We start from the raw sequence: 17,794 nt of genomic DNA, 5'->3' as shown, positions 1-17,794 counted from the left end.
ATGTGCGTTGCTTAAACTATGAACAAATGTACAATACTAACGCATTAATTTCTCATACTCTTTCCTGCTGATGATGCGATAGCCTTCAGGCACCTGGAATACCGAATTGGCTACCGGCTCAAGGCTGAGGGCCTTCAGCTCAAAATGGGTAGTAAAGCCATTGCTCCCCGGGATATCAAACTGTGCCGGGATACCTTTCAGCTCCGGGCTGCGTTCAAACACCTCGGGATGAGCCAGGGTATACTGATCGACATAATACAGCGGAAAGGAGCTGCCGTTCTTGTATTTCAGCGTGGCTTCCTGCGCCTCAAGCTCGCCGATCTTTTTACGGTTCCGGCCTGCTTCAAGGGTCGCATCCATAAAAGACATGTTCTTTTTCCGTTCGTCTTTCATGCCCACTTCGATCGCATAACGCGTCGTGTTGATCGTTTGCAGGATAATGTCTTTATCGGTGGTATAATTGCTGATGCGGGAGTAGGTGTAGCCGTCTTCCAGCTTAATATCCTGCCGCACATAGTTATCTTTTACATAGATCAGGAGCGTGCCTGATTTGGTTTCTGTCAGGGCCGGCTCGTTTGCCGGCGTAGGCACTTTTCCGCTGATGGTGAGGGCATAGGTCAGCACGCCCTCGCTGAGCTTTTCCTGACCATAGGTACCTGCGACTAGTGAGCACAGGCACAGGGACAAGAGGATTTTTCGAAGCAACATTTACGCAGATAATGATTTAAGGGCCTAAAAATACGAAAAGGAAGCAACATGGCTCCGGGAACAGCACTTTGACCGGAATTCCTTTTGCTGGAAATATGCATATCTCTGTGGTAATTGATTAGCTTTGCACCTGTTTTATCCACTAAAAAAATATTCAAAAATAACCAGGAGCACATATGTCCAGCAAATCATTCTACACCCGCATTCAGGGCGAAATCGACGAGATCAAAGCCGCAGGTCTTTTTAAGAGCGAACGCCGTATCGATTCCGAGCAAGGCGCCGAGATCATGGTGAACGGCAAAAAAGTGCTCAACTTCTGTGCCAATAACTACCTGGGTCTCTCTTCTCACCCTAAGGTGCTGGAAGCAGCCAAGAAGACGATTGATGAGAGGGGCTATGGTATGAGCTCGGTAAGGTTTATCTGTGGTACGCAGGACATTCATAAGCAACTGGAGCAAAAGCTGGCTACCTTTCTGGGTACGGAAGATACGATCCTGTATGTCGCCTGCTTCGATGCCAACGGCGGTGTATTTGAACCCTTGCTGGGAGAAGAGGATGTGATCATCTCCGACGAGCTCAACCACGCCTCTATTATCGATGGTGTAAGACTGTGCAAGGCTAAAAGAGCCCGTTACAAAAACTGCGACCTGGCTGAGCTGGAGCAAAGGCTGATCGAGCATAAAGATGCGCGCACCCGCTTTATCGTTACCGATTCGGTATTCTCAATGGACGGCACCATTGCCCCGCTGGACAAGATCTGCGATCTGGCCGATCAGTACGATGCGATCGTGATGATCGACGAAAGTCACTCTTCCGGCTTCATGGGCAAAACCGGCCGTGGCGTTCACGAGCTGTGCGGCGTTATGGGGCGTGTAGATATCATTACCGGAACTTTGGGTAAAGCGCTGGGCGGCGCTTCCGGCGGTTTTACCAGCGGTAAGAAAGAAGTGGTTGAGATGCTGCGCCAGCGTAGCCGACCCTATCTATTCAGCAATACGGTAGCACCTTCCGTAGTCGGCGCCTCCATAGCAGTGCTGGATATGCTGAGCGAAACCACCGAGCTGCGCGATAAGCTGGAAGCCAACACCCGCTACTTCCGCAGCAGAATGACCGAAGCCGGCTTTGACATTAAGCCCGGTACGCATCCCATTACGCCCATCATGCTGTACGATGCCGTATTGGCGCAAAAAATGGCCGCCCGCCTGCTGGAAGAAGGCGTGTATGTGATCGGGTTCTTCTTCCCCGTAGTACCGAAAGGCCAGGCCCGTATCCGTGTGCAGATATCTGCCGGGCACGAGCAGCATCACCTCGACGCAGCCATTGCCGCCTTTACCAAAGTGGGCAAGGAATTGGGCGTGATCAAATAAATCTTAATCCATATCCGATAAAACAATAAATCCCGGAACATGAAAAAAGTAGGATTGGTCGTATTGTCCCTGTTGCTTGCCGCACCTGTGCTGCAGGCTAAAGACAAGGAAGAAGACTATAAAGTGGTGGTCGTGCAGGGCGAGAACGGCAATTACCAGTACGAGCAAGTGGTGAATGTAGAAGGTGTGAGCAAAGAAGAAATGTTCAAAAGAGCCAAGAGCTGGATCATCGCGAATATGAAGACGGAGGATAACAATATCCGCTTCGACGAAGCTGACCTGAGCATTACCAATACCGCTACCGTAGTGATGAAAGCGGCTTCCGGCTTTAACTGGGCCATAACCCACGGTCTCGTGAACTTCAAGCTGAACCTGATGTTCAAGGAGGGCCGCTATAAGATCATTATCGACAACATCGCCGTCCAGGCGGCTTACGCCGACGGTATCATCGAAACGCTGGGCTACGATCAGCTGCAGCGCAACAATAAGCCTGCCAAACACATCCGCAAGGAAGTGAACGAAAAGCTGCTGAGTGTGGCTACCCAGCTGGAGAATGCTATTAAAAGCGGTAATAAGGCTAAGGACAACTGGTAGTAAGTATCTGGCTCATGAGACCTGATCGCAAATTGCCGAAGTTCGACGTCTAATATCTAATATCTAAAGTCTAACATCTAGTACCTGATGTCTAATAACGTATATGTAATTGACGCTGTCCGTACGCCGATAGGCAAGTATGGCGGCACTTTAAGCACCGTGCGTCCCGACGATATGCTGGCGCATGTAATCAAGGCCCTGGTGGCCCGCAATCCTTCAGTAGATGTCAATGCGATTGAAGATGTGATTGCCGGTGCAGCCAACCAGGCCGGTGAAGATAACCGTGATGTCGCCCGCATGTCAGCGCTGCTGGCCGGTCTGCCGATCTCTGTTGGCGGCAATACCGTGAACCGGCTTTGCGCCTCGGGGTTGCAGGCCATTATGGATGCCAGCCGCGCCATCCAGTGCGGCGAAGGTGAGCTGTTTATCGCCGGTGGGGTGGAAAGCATGACCCGTGCACCTTTCGTAATGGGCAAGGCAGAAGGCGCCTACGGTCGCAACCAGCAGCTGTTCGATACCACCATGGGCTGGCGTTTTGTCAATCCCAGGTTATCGGCCCTGCATCATCCCTACACGATGGGAGAGACTGCCGAGAATGTAGCGAAGCAATGGAACATCAGCCGGGAAGAGCAGGATCGCTTTGCTTTCGAAAGCCAGGATAAATACCAGAAGGCGCATGATGCCGGAGCCTTTGCCGATGAGCTGGCACCGGTAACCGTCGAGCTGGGTAAAGGTAAAACGATCTCCTTTGAAAAAGACGAGCACCCGCGTTTATCGCCGGTGGAAAAGCTTGCCGAGCTGAAGCCCGCGTTCATTAAAGACGGAACGGTAACGGCCGGCAACAGCAGCGGTATCAACGATGGCGCGGCAGCATTGCTGCTGGCCTCTGAACATGCCGTGAAGCAATATAACCTTAAGCCGCTGGCCCGCATCGTGAGCCGTGCGATCGCCGGTGTAGATCCGGCCATCATGGGCATAGGCCCTGTACCGGCTACGGAGAAGGCCTTGAAGCGCGCAGGGCTTACCATTAACGACCTGGGGCTGGCCGAGCTGAACGAGGCCTTTGCTTCGCAGTCGCTGGCGGTGATCCGCGACCTGAAGATCGATCCGGCGATCGTAAACGTCAATGGCGGCGCCATCGCGCTGGGCCACCCTCTGGGCTGCAGCGGCGCCCGTATTTCTGCTACCTTGCTGCACGAGATGAAGCGCCGCCAGGTGCGTTATGGCCTGGCTACGATGTGCATCGGGGTAGGACAGGGCGCTGCGATCATCTACGAGCGGGTATAAATGAGTTATCCCTGTGAAATGGAAGCCGCCGGCAAAGGTGCCGGCGGCTTTTTCATTTTTTATTATCTGCCCTGATAGAACCAGTTATGGAAACTTTCTCTTTATTTTCTTGTTTTTCCTGTTGGCAGAGGATCAGGATACAGATTGCAGTCAGGGAGCGGGAGAAGCCAGCATTACTCCTTACACTGTACTGCTCAACGGGAGTAATTATGTTCCATTTACACCTGCAGTCAATAATTATTTTTCATTTTTCTCTCCAGTTAAAATGCCCTGAGATCTTCTTTCCTAAAGGCCCATTCCGGCGTATAGATATCACCTTCGGCCCGCATCGAATACCAGGGCGAAAGCTTCGGATCCATGGGATTGCGCAGGATATGAATGTCCTGCGCCGGCATATAGCTCTGCGACAGCAGGAAGATCGTATCACCTGTGCCGGGATGATGGGCCATATCCATTACCGTCACGGCATGCCCGTAAGGCTCACCGGTCTGTATCAGCACCTGCCCGGAAGTGAGAGATGCAAAAGGAACCGGTTTTAGCTGGCTGTACAGCGACCGGGTGCCGGCATAGCTGTAGACCAGGTCGAGGTACCGGCGGAAGCCTTGATAGGAGCGATCTGCAGGCTGCTGCTTTACCCAGGCGCATCGATTATCTTTGACCGACAGGCGATAACCTTCGGCATAATGCTGGTAATCGCAAAGGAAGCCATTGCTGAAGCGGAAAGCGATAGCGCCAGGCTGCTGCTGTTCCAACAAATATTCCGCGCGCAGGCGCATGACGGCATCGGCACATTGCTGCAGGTCCTTGTCGCCTACGTCAAGGGCCAGCACAGCGTATTGTGCCCGTTGGTTGTGCTTCCTGTGGCCATTGTACAGGTACACGGTCCTGTCCTTCTTCAGGAGAAGCATGCGAAGGAAAGCTGCATAGCTATGCGGCCCTGCCTTTATCCTGACATAACCGGAAGGTAGTGGGATATCGCCTACCCTGGCAGGAACTACGGGTGCCGGCGGAGCGGGGGATACCGGCGATTGCGGATCGGATAGGGTATTGCAGGCGCCCAGCCAGAGCGCCAGAAATAAACACAAAGCCGGCATACGCATCTCATTTCAATAAAGACGTATGACCAGCTTTTTTCCATAAAATCCTCATCAGGAGGTTTTATTCAGCAGTACGATATTGAGGTTTTCTTTTTCTGCGTTGATGGTGCGGTACATCTCCTGGTATTGCTCAAAGTCCGCAGCATCATATACGCCTTCGTTTTGCTCATATTCCCTGATGAGCGACATTTTATTGCCCGTCTTTTCCAGTTTGATCCGGTATTCGGCAAAAGCAGGCTTCGCAGGTTTCCTGCTCTTTGTTCTTTTACGCTTCAAACATTCCTACATTTACCCGCTCCAGCACATTATAAATGATGAAGCCGGGCATAGCCCTTCGTATTCCGTACACAGCTTAGGATAGTTGCCCTGAAAATTCCATTCCGGTATAGTAATCGTGTTCGCGGATGTAGGTATATAGCTGCTGCCTTTCTCGTACAATACTACCGCCTGTGCCCCCGTGTCGATGGAGAATTGGGACTGTTCCAGGTACTGACGTAGCAATTGCTCATTGTCAATCACACTGCGGTTATTGGCCATACCCGACATTGCGGAAAAAAGCGCCAGCAGGATAATAGTGTAGGGTTTCATTGTATGTTTTATTTCAAAATAGGTTAAAGGTGTGCAAAAATAGCGGAATTAAAAGTGAAAAACACTTCCTGGGAGAAAAAAATCTATATAAAAAAAGTAGTTTTATAGTTGAGAAATAGCCAGGGTTGTGGTCCTGTGCTGTGGATTTTTTTCCTCAATCAAGCGTTAAAGTAAGAGAATAAGGGATGGCAGTTAGGCAAAAAAAACTATCTTTGCTTTATTGCTTCATTTAATAAATTCTTTTTAATGGCTATTTCATCAATGAACTTCCCGATGTTATTGTCTATGCCCAGTGGTATGGAGTGGTTGTGGATTGTACTGGTTGTGATCATATTATTTGGCGGCAAGAAAATACCTGAACTGGCGAAGGGCATTGGTAAAGGCATCCGCGAATTCAATGATGCCAAAGATGGTATCAAAAAAGAGATTGAAAGCGGTATGAAAGAAACTCCTTCTTCCAACAGCACCAACATTCCTGCTAACCAGCAGCAAACCAACGCTTAACCAGCACCATCAGAAATTTTCTGTTTTTAGCTATAGCAAAATAAAATTATTATTATTATTTTGTGAAGCCTACCTGTCGGAATTATTTCCGATTTAAGATGTAAACAGCCGGTTTTTTCAAGAAAGATCCGGTTGCATGTGTAACCGCTAAAACAATAACGATTAGCCCATGCAATGGAAATCACTTTTGTGTGCAGTATGGATATTGTCACCATTGAGCCTTATCGCTCAGGTATCCCGCAAGGGAAATACGGACGGTAAGAAGATCGCGATGAGAGAAGCCGGAGAAACCAGGTTGGTTGGCCGGCCGGGCGCAGCAGATAGCATTAAGCCGATGCCATTTACCATGAACGGTAATGGTAAAGTGATCAGCATTAACCAGGACGCCAGGACTAAAATTGCCCGGGGAAAAGATGACGAGAACAGCGGTGTGAAAACAGACCTGCCCAAGGCGCCCAAGCTGGCGTTGGCTCCTGCCGCCGCCCGCCCTCTTGACAGGATAATGGAGGTAAACGATAAATTCAAATCAGTTCCCCTCGCCGGCGAAACAGATTACTTCGGCAACATGAACGGCTATATGGTCGACTATGTAAAGAAGTATATGACCAACTTCGGCGACCGCCTGAACCACGTAAGCGGCAGAGGCGCCTCCACTTTTGAAGTGATCGACCGGGTGCTGAGATCACACTCTATTCCCAAAGAGCTGAAATACCTCGCCGTGATCGAATCGGCGCTGAATAAGAACGCCCGATCCCCTGTAGGCGCTGTAGGCTACTGGCAGTTTATGGAGTCCACCGCCCGGTTGATGGGGCTTTCTGTCAATGGCCGCCGCGATGAACGTACCGATCTTTCCAAATCAACACATGCCGCTGCCAAATACCTCAGCTATCTTTATGATCAGTTGGATGACTGGCTGCTGGTGGTTGCCGCCTATAACAGTGGCCCGCGCCCGGTGATCAATGCTATGAAGCGTACCGGCAAAGAAGACTTTTGGTCGATCAAATCTTATCTGCCCAAAGAAACACAGAACCACGTGCTGGCCTTTGTTGCCACGGCTACGATTATGGAGCGCCTGAATCATTTTCTGCTGCCGGGCATACCCAGCAATTTCGACTGGAGCTCGCTGAATGTAAGCGGATCCGGAGCTAAGGTGAAAAAAGCCGCCAATCCCCTGTTGTCCAAGTTTACCGAAGATGAAGTGAAAAGAATGGCTATTGTGCGTATCAAAGCGCCGCTGGATCTGGAGGTGGTATCCCAGATGCTGGAAACTGATCGTCGCCAGCTGGGCCGCTGGAACTACGACTATTTTGATTACCTGGAAACTTACAAAACTGGTAATGTCTACAACTTCCGTATTCCCAAGGACAGGCTGGATGTTTTCCTCGAAAAGCTGGACGCTATGGAAAAAGCTTCCGCAAAAGTTCAGTACTAAAAAAAAGTTTTAGAATTAATAATCTTTTCATACCTTTGCAGTCCTTAAATAAAGAACACAAAAGATAATTAGTAAAAATGGCAAATCATAAAGCTACAAAAAAGGATGCTCGTCAAAGTTTGAAGCGCCGTGACCGTAACCGTTACTATGGTAAAACAACCCGTAACGCGATCCGTGAAATGTTGAAAATTACAGAGAAAGGCGCAGCTGAGGAGCAGCTTCCTAAAGTAATTTCTATGATTGACAAATTGGCTAAGCGCAATGTTATCCACAAGAACAAAGCGAGCAATTTGAAATCCCAGCTGGCAAAGAAAGTAGCAACCCTGGCTTAAGGCCTTGGTGCAAATAACCATATTGAAAAGACAGCAGCCTCAAAGGTTGCTGTCTTTTTGTGTTGTTGCTTATTTCGCCTTCCTCCGCAGCGCAATGTGGCAGAGTTGCGTAAGCGGCCGAAAACTGCTGGTATCAACAGCGTGCCGACGTCATTAAAGAAATATCTTTCTTTTAAGGCAGGCGAGCAATATCCCTTAATAGGAATTATTGTTCACATTGCGCGACCTACGGGGAGGGTAAACAAGGAGGGGCAGGCTTGGCCGGTTAGGGCATGCAACGGCCTGAACAGCGGCTGGATCTGTATTTTCTTAGCAGCCCTGATTTTGCTCCTGCGGAGCAATTTATGTTGATTCTGGGCGGTGCTATAAAGGTTCGGCTCTTACGGAGTTCCATTGCGGAAAGCTACAAATCTTCCGGTCGCACAGGACCGGAAAGAGCTGAGTATAAATGGTGCGCTGGCCCGGACACTATTATCTTGTTACTCTGCTGATACGGTTTACTACATGAAGCCTTGCCAGCCCCAAAAGCTAAAGCCCCGCAGGAATTGCTGCGGGGCTCCGGGCATAAAGTTAATGCCGTTGAGATAAAATTATTTAGCTGTGGCTTGCTTTTTCTCCTTGATACGGGCAGATTTACCAAAGCGTTCACGCTGATAGTAAAGCTTGGCACGACGTACACGGCCACGTTTATTAACAACGATTGACTCGATATTGGGAGAATAAAGGGGGAACAAACGTTCTACGCCTACGCCGTCGGATATCTTACGGACAGTGAACGTTTGGGTACCACCCTGGCCCTGGCGCTTAATTACGTCACCTTTGAACGACTGGATACGCTCTTTGGCACCTTCTACAATCTTGTAGTTTACGGTGATATTGTCACCAGCTTTAAAAGACGGGAATTCTTTTTTTGTATTGAATTGCTCGTGTACAAATGCAATAGCTTCCATCGGAAATGATTTTTCTAATATGATATAATTGCTGTCCAAAGGACAGTAGCGGCGCTAAGCTATTTTACTTCAGCAACCAGTTTTTTAAAGCTTTCCGGCTCATTCATCGCCAGATCGGCCAGTACTTTGCGGTTCAGCGCAATGCCTTTCTGATTCAGCTTATTCATAAATACGGAATAGCTCAGGCCTTCTTCGCGAACAGCAGCGTTGATACGGGCGATCCACAGTGTGCGGTATTCGCGTTTCTTTAATTTCCGGCCTACATATTTGTAACCAAGGCCTTTTTCTAATACGTTTTTGGCAACCGTATAGACGTTTTTGCGTTTGCCATAGAATCCTTTCGCTTGCTTAAGAATCTTTTTTCTTCTCGCGCGTGAGGCTACGGCGTTTACTGAACGTGGCATAATTTATTGTTTTTAAATGAAATAACTACTTGCTTCTACAGGAGCATTGCTGCTTAGCGCATGTTCAGCATACGCTTAACCAGCTTCAGGTTTGCACTGTGTACAAACACGGAACCGTCAAGGCTACGCCTGCGTTTGGCCGATTTCTTTGTCAAAAGGTGCTTACGGAACGCTTTACGGCGGGTAATTTTACCTGTACCGGTAACTTTAAACGTTTTTTTAGCCCTTGAGTGTGTTTTTACTTTTGGCATGATATCTAATTTGGGAGTGCAAAGGTAAATAAAAAAACAAATCAGAGGTGAAAAATGGAAAAATATTTGAAATATTTATTTCCTGATCAATCTCCCCACAAACATCAGCGGGGTATTTCAGAGAAATACCCCGCTGGTATAAAATGAAATAGCAATTCTTTTCTTACTCTACGGTGACCGATTTGGCCAGGTTGCGGGGCTGGTCTACATTGGTGCCGCGCATCAGCGCAATATGGTACGAAAGCAGCTGCAGGGGAACTACCGTAAGCAAGGGGCTCAGTATTTCTTCAGTCACTGGTATTTCTATCGTGTAATCGGCCAGGGAAGCGATCTCCAGGTCGCCTTCGTTGACCACTGCGATCACTTTACCGTTGCGGGCCTTTACTTCCTGGATATTGGATACGATTTTATCGTGGGCGCTGGCATTGGTCGCAAGCACCACTACCGGCATCTGGTCGTCAATAAGGGCAATGGGACCATGCTTCATTTCGGCCGCAGGATAGCCTTCGGCGTGGATATACGAGATCTCTTTCAGCTTCAGAGCACCTTCGAGGGCAACAGGGAAGTTGACGCCGCGGCCCAGGTAGAGAAAATTGCTGGCATCTTTGAACTTAGCGGCGATCTCCTGTATCTGCTTATCCAGCTTCAATGTTTGCTTAATCTTTTCTGGTATGTTTTTCAGCTCATACAGCACCTGGCGCAGGTAAGAAGTAGAGATTGTGCCTTTATGCTGCGCGATCTGCAGCGACAGCAGGGTCAGGATGACCACCTGCGTTGAAAAAGCCTTGGTGGAAGCGACGCCGATCTCGGGGCCGGCATGCGTATAGGAGCCGGCATGGGTAGCGCGGGCTATAGAGGAGCCGATCACATTGCAAATGCCGTAGATCAATGCCTGGCGCTCCTTGGCGAGCTCGATTGCGGCCAGGGTATCGGCGGTTTCGCCCGATTGGGAGATCGCCAGCACCACGTCATTTTCTGTAATGATAGGATTGCGGTACCGGAACTCGGAGGCATATTCAACCTCTACCGGTACCCGGCTCAGCTCTTCGAGCAGGTATTCGCCCAGCAAGCCGGCATGGTAAGAAGTGCCGCAGGCCGTAATAATAAAACGTTTGGCCTGATTGATCCTGTTGATGTATTCCGATACGCCGCCCAGCCTGATCCAGCCTTCTTCTGCGCTCATACGGCCTCTTACCGCATCAGCGATCACTTTGGGCTGCTCATAGATCTCCTTGAGCATAAAATGGTCGAAGCCTCCTTTTTCAATGGCTTCAAGATCCATTTCCAGCTCTTCAATGAACGGTGTTTTTTCAATATTGCCCAGGGTCCTGATCTGCATTCTCCCATTGCGGTTCACCACCACATACTCCTGGTCGTCGAGGTACACCACATTTTTCGTGTACTCGATAATGGGGGAAGCATCTGAAGCGATAAAGAACTCATCTTTACCAACGCCTACGACCAGGGGGCTGCCTTTGCGTGCTGCGATAAGGCAGTCGCTGTCTTCGCGGTCGATGATCACAATAGCGTAGGCGCCTACCACTTCATTCAGCGCGATTCGTACAGCATCTTCAAGCGCTACCTGTTCCTGCTTCTGCACCTCTTCAATAAGGTTGATGAGCACCTCGGTATCGGTATCCGAATGGAAGGTGTAACCCCTTTTCTTCAGCTGCTCTTTGAGCGAAGCATAGTTCTCGATGATACCGTTGTGGATGATGGCAAAGCGGCCTGAATTAGAAACATGGGGATGTGCATTGGTATCGTTGGGGACACCATGTGTAGCCCAGCGGGTGTGCCCGATGCCGATATTGCCCAGGATATCATGCTCCTCGGCATACTGTTGCAGGTTCTTTACCTTACCTGCTTTTTTATACAGGTTGAAGTCGCCGGATTGCAGCATGATAACACCGGCGCTGTCGTAGCCGCGGTATTCCAGTCTTTGTAATCCTTTTATCAGAATAGGGTAGGCTTCTCTGGGGCCTACATAGCCAACGATACCACACATAGTATAATGGTCTTAATTGAGTTTAGTATAAATAACATTAAAGCTGAGCCGGGTATCAGTATTGGCGCTCCGCGGGCCGTCAGCTACAAGGCGGTAAGCACCCTGGTAAGCTGTCGGTACGATCAGGCGCAGCTTTAGCTGTGTCTGGCCGGCAGAAACGGCTTTCTGGAACTCCCGGGGTATGTTGAATGTATAGCGTAAATAGGTGCTTCCGCCGATCAGCACCGGGAAAGCAGTAGCACCTACGAAGGCTGCGCCGGATGTATTGGTCGTGGAATCATCGCCGTTGAGCAGGTCGGCAATAGGTCTTTCCTGGCCATTGTCGTTTACCCCCCGGATAATGAGCTGCGGCGGAGCGCTGAAGCGGGCATCGTCGCCCACCTTAAGCACCGTCATCGTAAGGGTGGCTTTGTTGATGATGGAGGGCGGAATTGCAGCTGGGTCGATAGGAACAGTAATATCGGAACGGAAGCCGGGATAGCCCTGCAGGACCACAGAGTCCCGCGATGCCTGCTGGTTGGATAGGTAAGCTTGCACCGGGGCGCCGGTATAATTGTGATAAATACCGTTAAAGAAGGAGCACAGCAGACTATTGTACGGGAACAGCGCCCGCTTCACCGTATCGTTGGTTGATGTGTGATAAAAGAATTCCATCTGTGCGCCCGAGTATAAAAGATTGGTACTGGCGCCGGCAAGGGCAAATGAAGCTATCGTATTTTGCTGCACAGTAGAATCCGGGCCCAGGTAAATGCCCCTGAAGAAATCCAGGAAACTGGCGTTGGTTGCTGTGGCGGAGGCCGGCATGCTGCGGAATTGCTCGCAGAAGGCGTCGCTCAGCCGCATGCGCAGCAGGCCGCCTATAGTATCCGTCCTGAATACGGGAACAGTATCCCTCAGCGATTTCAGGGTAAAGGTCTTGGCGCCGATTGCCGTCGGCTTGTAGCTTACCCTGTTGAAAGCATAGTACTTGCGGGTGCCGTCGCCCAGGGCAAAAGGATCGGTAATCTCATAGGCTTTCAGGCTGAGTGTGCTGTTGCTTGCGGTATCAGCATACTTGAAATTATTGAACGGCAGCGATACGAGGGCAGAGTCGATAATAGTGCCCGTAGGAAAGGCAAAGCCTTCGGAGGGCGGAAGAAACTGGATATAAAGGCCTGCCTGCGTCTTGCCAAAGAACGGATCGTTGCTGAGGGCGCCGATGCTGACAATCCGGTAGTCCTTGTCGTTCGTCCAGATGGAGTCGTAATACAGATTATTCACGGTCATGTTAAAATCCTTGACCTCGAAAGTGTGTATGTTATCCACGGGCGGAATAAGGTCGGGTTTTACGATACTTTTTTCCTTACAGGCCGCCAATGAAAAAAAGCCTGCACAGAGCGTAAAGGCTTTTAAATTTTTATAGAATGTGGTCTTCAACGATTTCTGTTTCTGTTGTGATCAATAATTTAGTCCTGGGATAGATTCTGGTAAAGCTCGAAAAGCGGTTCGGTATTCTCCATCCAGTCCGGGTTGTAAGGGATTACCTTTTTTCCTTTCCCGGGTTTGAATTCAGAAACGATCTCTTTGTTCAGCCCTTCTTCGCCGTGGATAATCACATCGGCATATTTACAGGCTCCATAAATTAACGCTTCGTTGTTGCTTTTATTATAGGGCTCCACATCTTTGTCTTTCAATGCGGCGCTGTTCATGACCATTTTGAGGAAATCGGCGCCCAGCGACTCGGGAAATTGCTCTTTCTGAGCAGTGTAGATCGACTTCGAATGGGCAAAAACGGGTTCCTTTTTATAAGAGGTCTTCAGGAACATCGGGATCAGGGAAGTCATCCAGCCGTGGCAGTGGATCACGTCGGGAGGCCAGCCGAATTTTTTAACGATCTCCAGCGCGCTTTTGCAGAAAAAGATCAGCCGTTCGGTATTGTCGTCGAAGAAATGCTCATGCTCATCGCGAAAAACAGCTTTCCGCTTAAAGAAGTCTTCGTTGTCCATGAAATATACCTGCAGACGGGCATTGGGCAGCGACGCTACTTTAATCAGGAGCGGATGGTCGTCCTTATCTACTACCACGTTGATGCCCGAAAGCCTTACCACCTCATGCAAGCGATGCCTGCGCTCATTGATAATGCCAAAGCGGGGCATAATCACCCTGATCTCCATACCGGAGTCAAAGGTTTTTACAGAAAGCTTATTAAGGATATGGGCAAAATCGGTAATTTCAAGATAAGGGGATAGCTCGTTGGTGATAATGAGTATGCGCTTCTTACTTTGTACTGACATGAACAAGTTGATTGTTTCCTGAAGAAAGTTTAGTTGTCTTTGCTTGAATAAAAAAATCCTGCGCGCGTCGGGAAAACACGGCTTTTTCCTGAAAAATCTTTCCTGTGAAAACAGAAAAATCCCGTCATTTTCCCGTAGGTTTGGCGGCAAAGGTACGTAATTATTATAAAATAACGGAAACCTTGTCGCAAAGAGGCCTTTCATGGCCTTGCCGCTGTACGATTTTATTTATTTCATTATGTTCATTTTCAAAACAGTAAAAGATATTGCAGCCTACCTGGATGCTCAGCGGGCCCAGGGAAAGATCATTGCCTTCGTGCCGACTATGGGTGCGCTGCACAAAGGGCATCTTTCCCTGCTGAAAGCAGCGCAGCAGGTACCTGCCCTTACGGTATGCAGCATCTTTGTCAATCCCACCCAGTTCAACAACGCCGCTGACCTGGAAAAATATCCCCGTACCACCGAGCAGGATATCGCCCTGCTCACAGAAGCCGCCTGTGATGTGTTGTTCCTGCCAGATGTAGCGGAAGTATATCCCGATGGCCGCGATATCCAAGAGCCCTACGACCTGGGCTACCTGGAAAGTGTGCTGGAAGGTGCTTACCGGCCAGGCCATTTTCAGGGTGTGGCGCAGGTGGTAGAACGGCTGCTGCGCATCGTAAAGCCGCATAAGCTTTACCTGGGACAAAAAGATTTTCAGCAGGTGGCTGTGCTGCGGCGCCTCATCGATATACGCCACCTGGACGTAACCCTGGAAAGCGTGCCCACCACCCGGGAGCCCGATGGCCTGGCCATGAGCTCCCGCAACCGCAGGCTTACCGAAACGCAGCGTAGCCTGGCCGGACTCATCTACCAATGCCTGGTATCCATCCAGTCCAAAAAAGGAATGCAATCCTTCTCCGTTGTGCAGAAGGAATGCCGTGAACTGCTGATCCATAAAGGCTTCCGGCCCGACTATATCGAGCTGGCCGATGCTGCTACCCTCGAGCTGCTGCCCGATTACGACCCTTCGAGGAAAATGGTAGCCCTTATCGCCGCTTATATCGGTGAAATAAGACTGATCGATAACCTGGTCTTGTAAAAGGAAGGGGCTTATCGTTAAAAAATGTTAAGGACGCAGGAATTATTTCGCTTTCACAAACTCATTTTCAAAAAAATAGAGTTAACTTCGCAATCCAAAATTTATTTTTTTACTCAAAAACAATTTCCATTTCTATGGCGGTTAAACTCAGAATGCAACGCCACGGGTCCAAAAAACGCCCGTTCTATTTCATTGTAGCAGCAAACAGCACCTCTCCCCGCGATGGTAAATTCATCGAGAAGCTGGGTACTTACAACCCGCTTACTGTTCCGGCTACAATCCGTATCAACAACGAAAGAGCACTGGATTGGCTGCATAAAGGTGCACAACCGACCAATACCGTTCGCCGCATCCTTTCTTTCAAAGGCGTGCTGTATATGAAGCACCTCATGCGTGGCGTGTCTCTTGGTCTGTTTGATGAAAAGACAGCAAACGAAAAATTTGAAAAGTGGAATGCTGAGCACGAGCAGCTGGTTGCCAAGCGTGAAGAAGCGCACCGCAAGCACAAGCAGGAAAAACGTCACAGCGTTGCCCAGGAATCTGTACGTCGCGTAGAAGAGAAGAATGCTGCTAAAGCCGCCGCAACTGCTGCTGCACAAGCTGAAGCGCCTGCCGAAGGTAATGACGAAGCAGCTCCTGCCGAAGAAGCAAACCAGGAAGGTTAATCTCCTTGAAGGTAAATCAAAAAGAGAGCGGAACTACAGCTGTAGTTCCGCTTTTATATTGGCTATGGGTTGGAGGCCCTGTTGTTTCTTTTCTTAAGAATTACCGGCCCCAGGCGGCAGGCGACAGGCGCCACTGCGCCAGCTTATCCAGATCGGCAGCCTGAACGATGCCCTGGGTCTCGGCTACTTCAATGAGCGCATTGTAATTGCTGAGCGTAATCAGCTTTACCCCCGCTTTTTCGAAGGCTTCTGCAGCCTGGGGGAAGCCATAAGTAAACAACGCGCACATACCGATCACTTCGGCGCCGGCATGGCGCAGCGCTTCCACTGCTTCCAGGCTGCTCATACCGGTCGATACCAGGTCTTCGATCACCACCACTTTCTGACCTGCCGTCAGGACACCCTCGATCTGGTTGCTGAGACCATGTTCTTTGGGCTTGCTGCGCACATAAACAAAAGGAAGGCGTAGCAGGTCGGCAGCCAGGGCGCCGTGGGGAATACCCGCAGTAGCCACACCGGCCAGCGCCTCAGCATCAGGAAAGTGTTCCATGATGGTATTGGCCAATTCACTCTTGACATAATCCCTCACATGAGGATAGCTAAGGATCTTACGGTTGTCGCAATATACCGGCGACTTCCAGCCGGAAGCCCAGGTAAAGGGCTGGTCGGGCATTATTTTTAATGCCTTGATGTGGAGCAGTTTTTCTGCAAAAAGGGAAGCTGTACTCATGAGGCGCAAACTTACAGCTTTATCCGGCAGGGTTGCGATTATTTATTATTTTTTTTAGCTGCTTCATTTGCTACCTTCGCGGGAGGCGATCCATCGCCTTCTATCCAGATACCGACCGTAATCCATGCACTTCTCCCGTAAAATATATATCAACAACCGGCCCTTGATCCTTACCAATTCAGCCGGTCAATACATTGCCGATCATCCCATTGCCGCAGGCTATCTTTTGCTCACCGGCGCCTTTCCCCGTAATTTCAGGCAGGCCAAAAAACACCTGGCCGGCCTGGTCAGCCTGGGCGTTATTATCGAAGATATATCGGTAGACGCGCTGATCCGGGAGCTGAACAGTACTTATGAGCCTATTGAAGCTGCAGGTGGTGTGGTTAGCAATCCCGAAGGTGGCGTGCTCATGATCTACCGCAGAGGTAAGTGGGACCTGCCCAAAGGAAAACGCGACGACGGCGAGGCCATTGAAGACTGTGCCGTAAGGGAAGTGATCGAAGAAACAGGTCTGCCTAAGCTCAATCTCGGCGACAAGATCTGCGAGACCTACCATGTCTACGACCAGGGGGGCACCGAATTGCTGAAGACCACGCATTGGTACCATATGAAGACCGACAAGGCCTTTGAACTGTATCCGCAAAAAGAGGAGAATATCCTGGAAGCCCGCTGGGTAGCCGAAAAGAAGCTCGGCAGCTATGTGCATCATTCTTACGAAGCCATCAAGGAAATCCTTTTTGAATCGGGTAAGCGCTGGCAGTAAGCCGCCGCATTACCTCGTCCCTTCATACCCGGTGCGCCTTTTGCGTGTCAGGACCGAAACCAGCAGCAGCGCTATCAAAAAGGCTGCAATAAAAGAAACGATGACATGACCTGCCGCTAGATTCCCCTGCGCTGCGAGGAGGCGCATAGTTACAATAGCTATCGTCAAAAGGCCTATGCCCGGCCAGTAATATATGGCGGTATCCCCATCCCATTGTGGCGTAAGAACAGGAAGATGCAGCAAACACCAGGCGATCACGAGCAAACCGGCAACGCTGCTTCCATGCTGTAGTAGCTTATATGCTGGTAGGGCTACATTCCCAAAGTTCACGATTACACCAAGCCACGGCCAGTGTTGCACAAAATACCCGCCGGCATGCGTAAACCCATCCCATGCCAGATGAGAAATAGCGCCCGGCAGGGTCGAAAGAATAACGATATACCAGCGTATGCAGAAATACCGGGCCCAGTCAAAAGATAGATATGCCTTGAGCCTTCGACGCAGCAAAGGCGGCAGGTGATGGATCAGCGGATCCCGGACGATAAGATGGAACAGGAAAGCGCACAACAGGGCCAACGGCAGATCGAACCAGAATACCCCTGCCAGGCTATGGCTGTAAATGCTGAGCACCCGGAAGCGGATAAAATATTCTGCATCGGGCACCATACTCCCGGCTATTAATCCTGTGAGTGATACATATTTCGGCGGGAAGCGACCCAAAGGCAATACGATCGCCGGATGTGCAAAGGTGAAGGGCACGAGA

22 protein-coding genes are annotated in these 17,794 nt (G+C 49.9%); 10 read left to right on the top strand and 12 right to left on the bottom strand.

Translation table 11 applies throughout. The features are described 5' to 3' along the window. Positions 1–36: 36 nt before the first annotated feature. Positions 37–708 carry a hypothetical protein gene (locus tag DZC79_RS08975; protein ID WP_157977025.1) on the bottom strand — a complete coding sequence of 224 codons (672 nt, stop codon included), beginning with the start codon at positions 706–708 and terminating at the stop codon, positions 37–39. Between the two features lie 176 nt (positions 709–884). Here DZC79_RS08975 and kbl point away from each other — a divergent pair, with 176 nt between their 5' ends. From kbl to DZC79_RS21155, 4 genes are all read left to right on the top strand, one after another. After that, on the top strand, positions 885–2,075 hold the full coding sequence (gene kbl / locus DZC79_RS08970) for a glycine C-acetyltransferase (protein WP_118951221.1): 1,191 nt from the start codon (positions 885–887) through the stop codon (positions 2,073–2,075). 39 nt (positions 2,076–2,114) lie between these two features. Next, a complete protein-coding gene (locus DZC79_RS08965) occupies positions 2,115–2,669 on the top strand; it encodes a DUF4468 domain-containing protein (protein WP_118951220.1) in 555 nt (184 codons plus the stop codon). Positions 2,670–2,756: 87 nt separating this feature from the next. Further along, entirely contained in the window at positions 2,757–3,956 is a 1,200-nt protein-coding gene (locus DZC79_RS08960) for a thiolase family protein (RefSeq protein WP_118951219.1), read from the top strand. A gap of 13 nt (positions 3,957–3,969) precedes the next feature. Beyond that, positions 3,970–4,230 (top strand): hypothetical protein, encoded by a 261-nt coding sequence (locus tag DZC79_RS21155; protein ID WP_157977024.1) that lies wholly within the window; start codon positions 3,970–3,972, stop codon positions 4,228–4,230. Here DZC79_RS21155 and DZC79_RS08955 read toward each other — a convergent pair. The 3 genes from DZC79_RS08955 to DZC79_RS08945 are packed head-to-tail and all read right to left on the bottom strand — an operon-like array spanning position 4,217 to position 5,641. After that, a complete protein-coding gene (locus tag DZC79_RS08955) occupies positions 4,217–5,050 on the bottom strand; it encodes a DUF4846 domain-containing protein (RefSeq protein WP_118951493.1) in 834 nt (277 codons plus the stop codon). The genes DZC79_RS21155 and DZC79_RS08955 overlap by 14 nt on opposite strands. A 54-nt stretch (positions 5,051–5,104) precedes the next feature. After that, positions 5,105–5,329 carry a hypothetical protein gene (locus DZC79_RS08950; protein WP_118951218.1) on the bottom strand — a complete coding sequence of 75 codons (225 nt, stop codon included), beginning with the start codon at positions 5,327–5,329 and terminating at the stop codon, positions 5,105–5,107. A gap of 12 nt (positions 5,330–5,341) precedes the next feature. Beyond that, a complete protein-coding gene (locus DZC79_RS08945; RefSeq protein WP_118951217.1) occupies positions 5,342–5,641 on the bottom strand; it encodes a hypothetical protein in 300 nt (99 codons plus the stop codon). 246 nt (positions 5,642–5,887) lie between these two features. Between DZC79_RS08945 and DZC79_RS08940 the strand changes: the two genes are divergently transcribed. The 3 genes from DZC79_RS08940 to rpsT all read left to right on the top strand — a co-directional run bounded on the left by DZC79_RS08940 (position 5,888) and on the right by rpsT (position 7,909). After that, positions 5,888–6,145 carry a Sec-independent protein translocase subunit TatA/TatB gene (locus tag DZC79_RS08940; protein ID WP_232831796.1) on the top strand — a complete coding sequence of 86 codons (258 nt, stop codon included), beginning with the start codon at positions 5,888–5,890 and terminating at the stop codon, positions 6,143–6,145. A 169-nt stretch (positions 6,146–6,314) separates the two neighbouring features. Then, positions 6,315–7,577: a lytic transglycosylase domain-containing protein gene (locus tag DZC79_RS08935; protein WP_118951215.1), complete on the top strand. Its 1,263-nt coding sequence runs from the start codon at positions 6,315–6,317 to the stop codon at positions 7,575–7,577. 77 nt (positions 7,578–7,654) lie between these two features. Continuing rightward, positions 7,655–7,909 carry a 30S ribosomal protein S20 gene (gene rpsT, locus DZC79_RS08930; RefSeq protein WP_118951214.1) on the top strand — a complete coding sequence of 85 codons (255 nt, stop codon included), beginning with the start codon at positions 7,655–7,657 and terminating at the stop codon, positions 7,907–7,909. Between the two features lie 590 nt (positions 7,910–8,499). On the opposite strand, the gene rplS is transcribed toward rpsT, so the two are convergent. The 6 genes from rplS to DZC79_RS08900 all read right to left on the bottom strand — a co-directional run bounded on the left by rplS (position 8,500) and on the right by DZC79_RS08900 (position 13,792). After that, positions 8,500–8,859 carry a 50S ribosomal protein L19 gene (gene rplS / locus DZC79_RS08925; RefSeq protein ID WP_118951213.1) on the bottom strand — a complete coding sequence of 120 codons (360 nt, stop codon included), beginning with the start codon at positions 8,857–8,859 and terminating at the stop codon, positions 8,500–8,502. 59 nt (positions 8,860–8,918) lie between these two features. After that, positions 8,919–9,263: a 50S ribosomal protein L20 gene (gene rplT / locus DZC79_RS08920; protein ID WP_118951212.1), complete on the bottom strand. Its 345-nt coding sequence runs from the start codon at positions 9,261–9,263 to the stop codon at positions 8,919–8,921. Positions 9,264–9,316: 53 nt separating this feature from the next. Continuing rightward, a complete protein-coding gene (gene rpmI, locus DZC79_RS08915; protein ID WP_118951211.1) occupies positions 9,317–9,514 on the bottom strand; it encodes a 50S ribosomal protein L35 in 198 nt (65 codons plus the stop codon). A 163-nt stretch (positions 9,515–9,677) separates the two neighbouring features. Then, on the bottom strand, positions 9,678–11,519 hold the full coding sequence (gene glmS, locus DZC79_RS08910; protein ID WP_118951210.1) for a glutamine--fructose-6-phosphate transaminase (isomerizing): 1,842 nt from the start codon (positions 11,517–11,519) through the stop codon (positions 9,678–9,680). A gap of 12 nt (positions 11,520–11,531) precedes the next feature. After that, on the bottom strand, positions 11,532–12,875 hold the full coding sequence (locus DZC79_RS08905; protein ID WP_262607301.1) for a DUF4270 domain-containing protein: 1,344 nt from the start codon (positions 12,873–12,875) through the stop codon (positions 11,532–11,534). A gap of 89 nt (positions 12,876–12,964) precedes the next feature. Further along, on the bottom strand, positions 12,965–13,792 hold the full coding sequence (locus DZC79_RS08900) for a glycogen/starch synthase (RefSeq protein ID WP_118951208.1): 828 nt from the start codon (positions 13,790–13,792) through the stop codon (positions 12,965–12,967). A gap of 202 nt (positions 13,793–13,994) precedes the next feature. Here DZC79_RS08900 and panC point away from each other — a divergent pair, with 202 nt between their 5' ends. Both panC and rpsP read left to right on the top strand, forming a co-directional pair. After that, a complete protein-coding gene (panC, locus tag DZC79_RS08895) occupies positions 13,995–14,873 on the top strand; it encodes a pantoate--beta-alanine ligase (RefSeq protein ID WP_232831794.1) in 879 nt (292 codons plus the stop codon). Between the two features lie 134 nt (positions 14,874–15,007). Beyond that, positions 15,008–15,538 carry a 30S ribosomal protein S16 gene (gene rpsP / locus DZC79_RS21770; RefSeq protein WP_118951207.1) on the top strand — a complete coding sequence of 177 codons (531 nt, stop codon included), beginning with the start codon at positions 15,008–15,010 and terminating at the stop codon, positions 15,536–15,538. Positions 15,539–15,638: 100 nt separating this feature from the next. On the opposite strand, the gene pyrE is transcribed toward rpsP, so the two are convergent. Beyond that, positions 15,639–16,268 (bottom strand): orotate phosphoribosyltransferase, encoded by a 630-nt coding sequence (gene pyrE, locus DZC79_RS08885; RefSeq protein ID WP_118951206.1) that lies wholly within the window; start codon positions 16,266–16,268, stop codon positions 15,639–15,641. A 124-nt stretch (positions 16,269–16,392) separates the two neighbouring features. Between pyrE and DZC79_RS08880 the strand changes: the two genes are divergently transcribed. Further along, a complete protein-coding gene (locus tag DZC79_RS08880) occupies positions 16,393–17,031 on the top strand; it encodes an NUDIX hydrolase (RefSeq protein WP_118951205.1) in 639 nt (212 codons plus the stop codon). 9 nt (positions 17,032–17,040) lie between these two features. Here DZC79_RS08880 and DZC79_RS08875 read toward each other — a convergent pair whose 3' ends face one another. Continuing rightward, positions 17,041–17,790 carry a DUF4184 family protein gene (locus DZC79_RS08875; RefSeq protein WP_118951204.1) on the bottom strand — a complete coding sequence of 250 codons (750 nt, stop codon included), beginning with the start codon at positions 17,788–17,790 and terminating at the stop codon, positions 17,041–17,043. Positions 17,791–17,794 lie beyond the last annotated feature (4 nt).

The organism is Taibaiella helva, assembly GCF_003545695.1.
GTDB classification, from domain to species: domain Bacteria; phylum Bacteroidota; class Bacteroidia; order Chitinophagales; family Chitinophagaceae; genus Taibaiella; species Taibaiella helva.
The sequence above is the reverse complement of the archived record's forward strand: the minus strand, read 5'-3'. Positions and strand labels throughout refer to the sequence as shown.

Excerpts from the sequence above, each read along its gene's own strand:
- DZC79_RS08975 (WP_157977025.1), bottom strand. The coding sequence starts at position 708 with ATGTTGCTTCGAAAAATCCTCTTGTCCCTGTGCCTGTGCTCACTAGTC.
- kbl (WP_118951221.1), top strand. The coding sequence starts at position 885 with ATGTCCAGCAAATCATTCTACACCCGCATTCAGGGCGAAATCGACGAG.
- DZC79_RS08965 (WP_118951220.1), top strand. The coding sequence starts at position 2,115 with ATGAAAAAAGTAGGATTGGTCGTATTGTCCCTGTTGCTTGCCGCACCT.
- DZC79_RS08960 (WP_118951219.1), top strand. The coding sequence starts at position 2,757 with ATGTCTAATAACGTATATGTAATTGACGCTGTCCGTACGCCGATAGGC.
- DZC79_RS08955 (WP_118951493.1), bottom strand. The coding sequence starts at position 5,050 with ATGCCGGCTTTGTGTTTATTTCTGGCGCTCTGGCTGGGCGCCTGCAAT.
- DZC79_RS08945 (WP_118951217.1), bottom strand. The coding sequence starts at position 5,641 with ATGAAACCCTACACTATTATCCTGCTGGCGCTTTTTTCCGCAATGTCG.
- DZC79_RS08940 (WP_232831796.1), top strand. The coding sequence starts at position 5,888 with ATGGCTATTTCATCAATGAACTTCCCGATGTTATTGTCTATGCCCAGT.
- DZC79_RS08935 (WP_118951215.1), top strand. The coding sequence starts at position 6,315 with ATGCAATGGAAATCACTTTTGTGTGCAGTATGGATATTGTCACCATTG.
- rpsT (WP_118951214.1), top strand. The coding sequence starts at position 7,655 with ATGGCAAATCATAAAGCTACAAAAAAGGATGCTCGTCAAAGTTTGAAG.
- rplS (WP_118951213.1), bottom strand. The coding sequence starts at position 8,859 with ATGGAAGCTATTGCATTTGTACACGAGCAATTCAATACAAAAAAAGAA.
- rplT (WP_118951212.1), bottom strand. The coding sequence starts at position 9,263 with ATGCCACGTTCAGTAAACGCCGTAGCCTCACGCGCGAGAAGAAAAAAG.
- rpmI (WP_118951211.1), bottom strand. The coding sequence starts at position 9,514 with ATGCCAAAAGTAAAAACACACTCAAGGGCTAAAAAAACGTTTAAAGTT.
- glmS (WP_118951210.1), bottom strand. The coding sequence starts at position 11,519 with ATGTGTGGTATCGTTGGCTATGTAGGCCCCAGAGAAGCCTACCCTATT.
- DZC79_RS08900 (WP_118951208.1), bottom strand. The coding sequence starts at position 13,792 with ATGTCAGTACAAAGTAAGAAGCGCATACTCATTATCACCAACGAGCTA.
- panC (WP_232831794.1), top strand. The coding sequence starts at position 13,995 with ATGGCCTTGCCGCTGTACGATTTTATTTATTTCATTATGTTCATTTTC.
- rpsP (WP_118951207.1), top strand. The coding sequence starts at position 15,008 with ATGGCGGTTAAACTCAGAATGCAACGCCACGGGTCCAAAAAACGCCCG.
- pyrE (WP_118951206.1), bottom strand. The coding sequence starts at position 16,268 with ATGAGTACAGCTTCCCTTTTTGCAGAAAAACTGCTCCACATCAAGGCA.
- DZC79_RS08880 (WP_118951205.1), top strand. The coding sequence starts at position 16,393 with ATGCACTTCTCCCGTAAAATATATATCAACAACCGGCCCTTGATCCTT.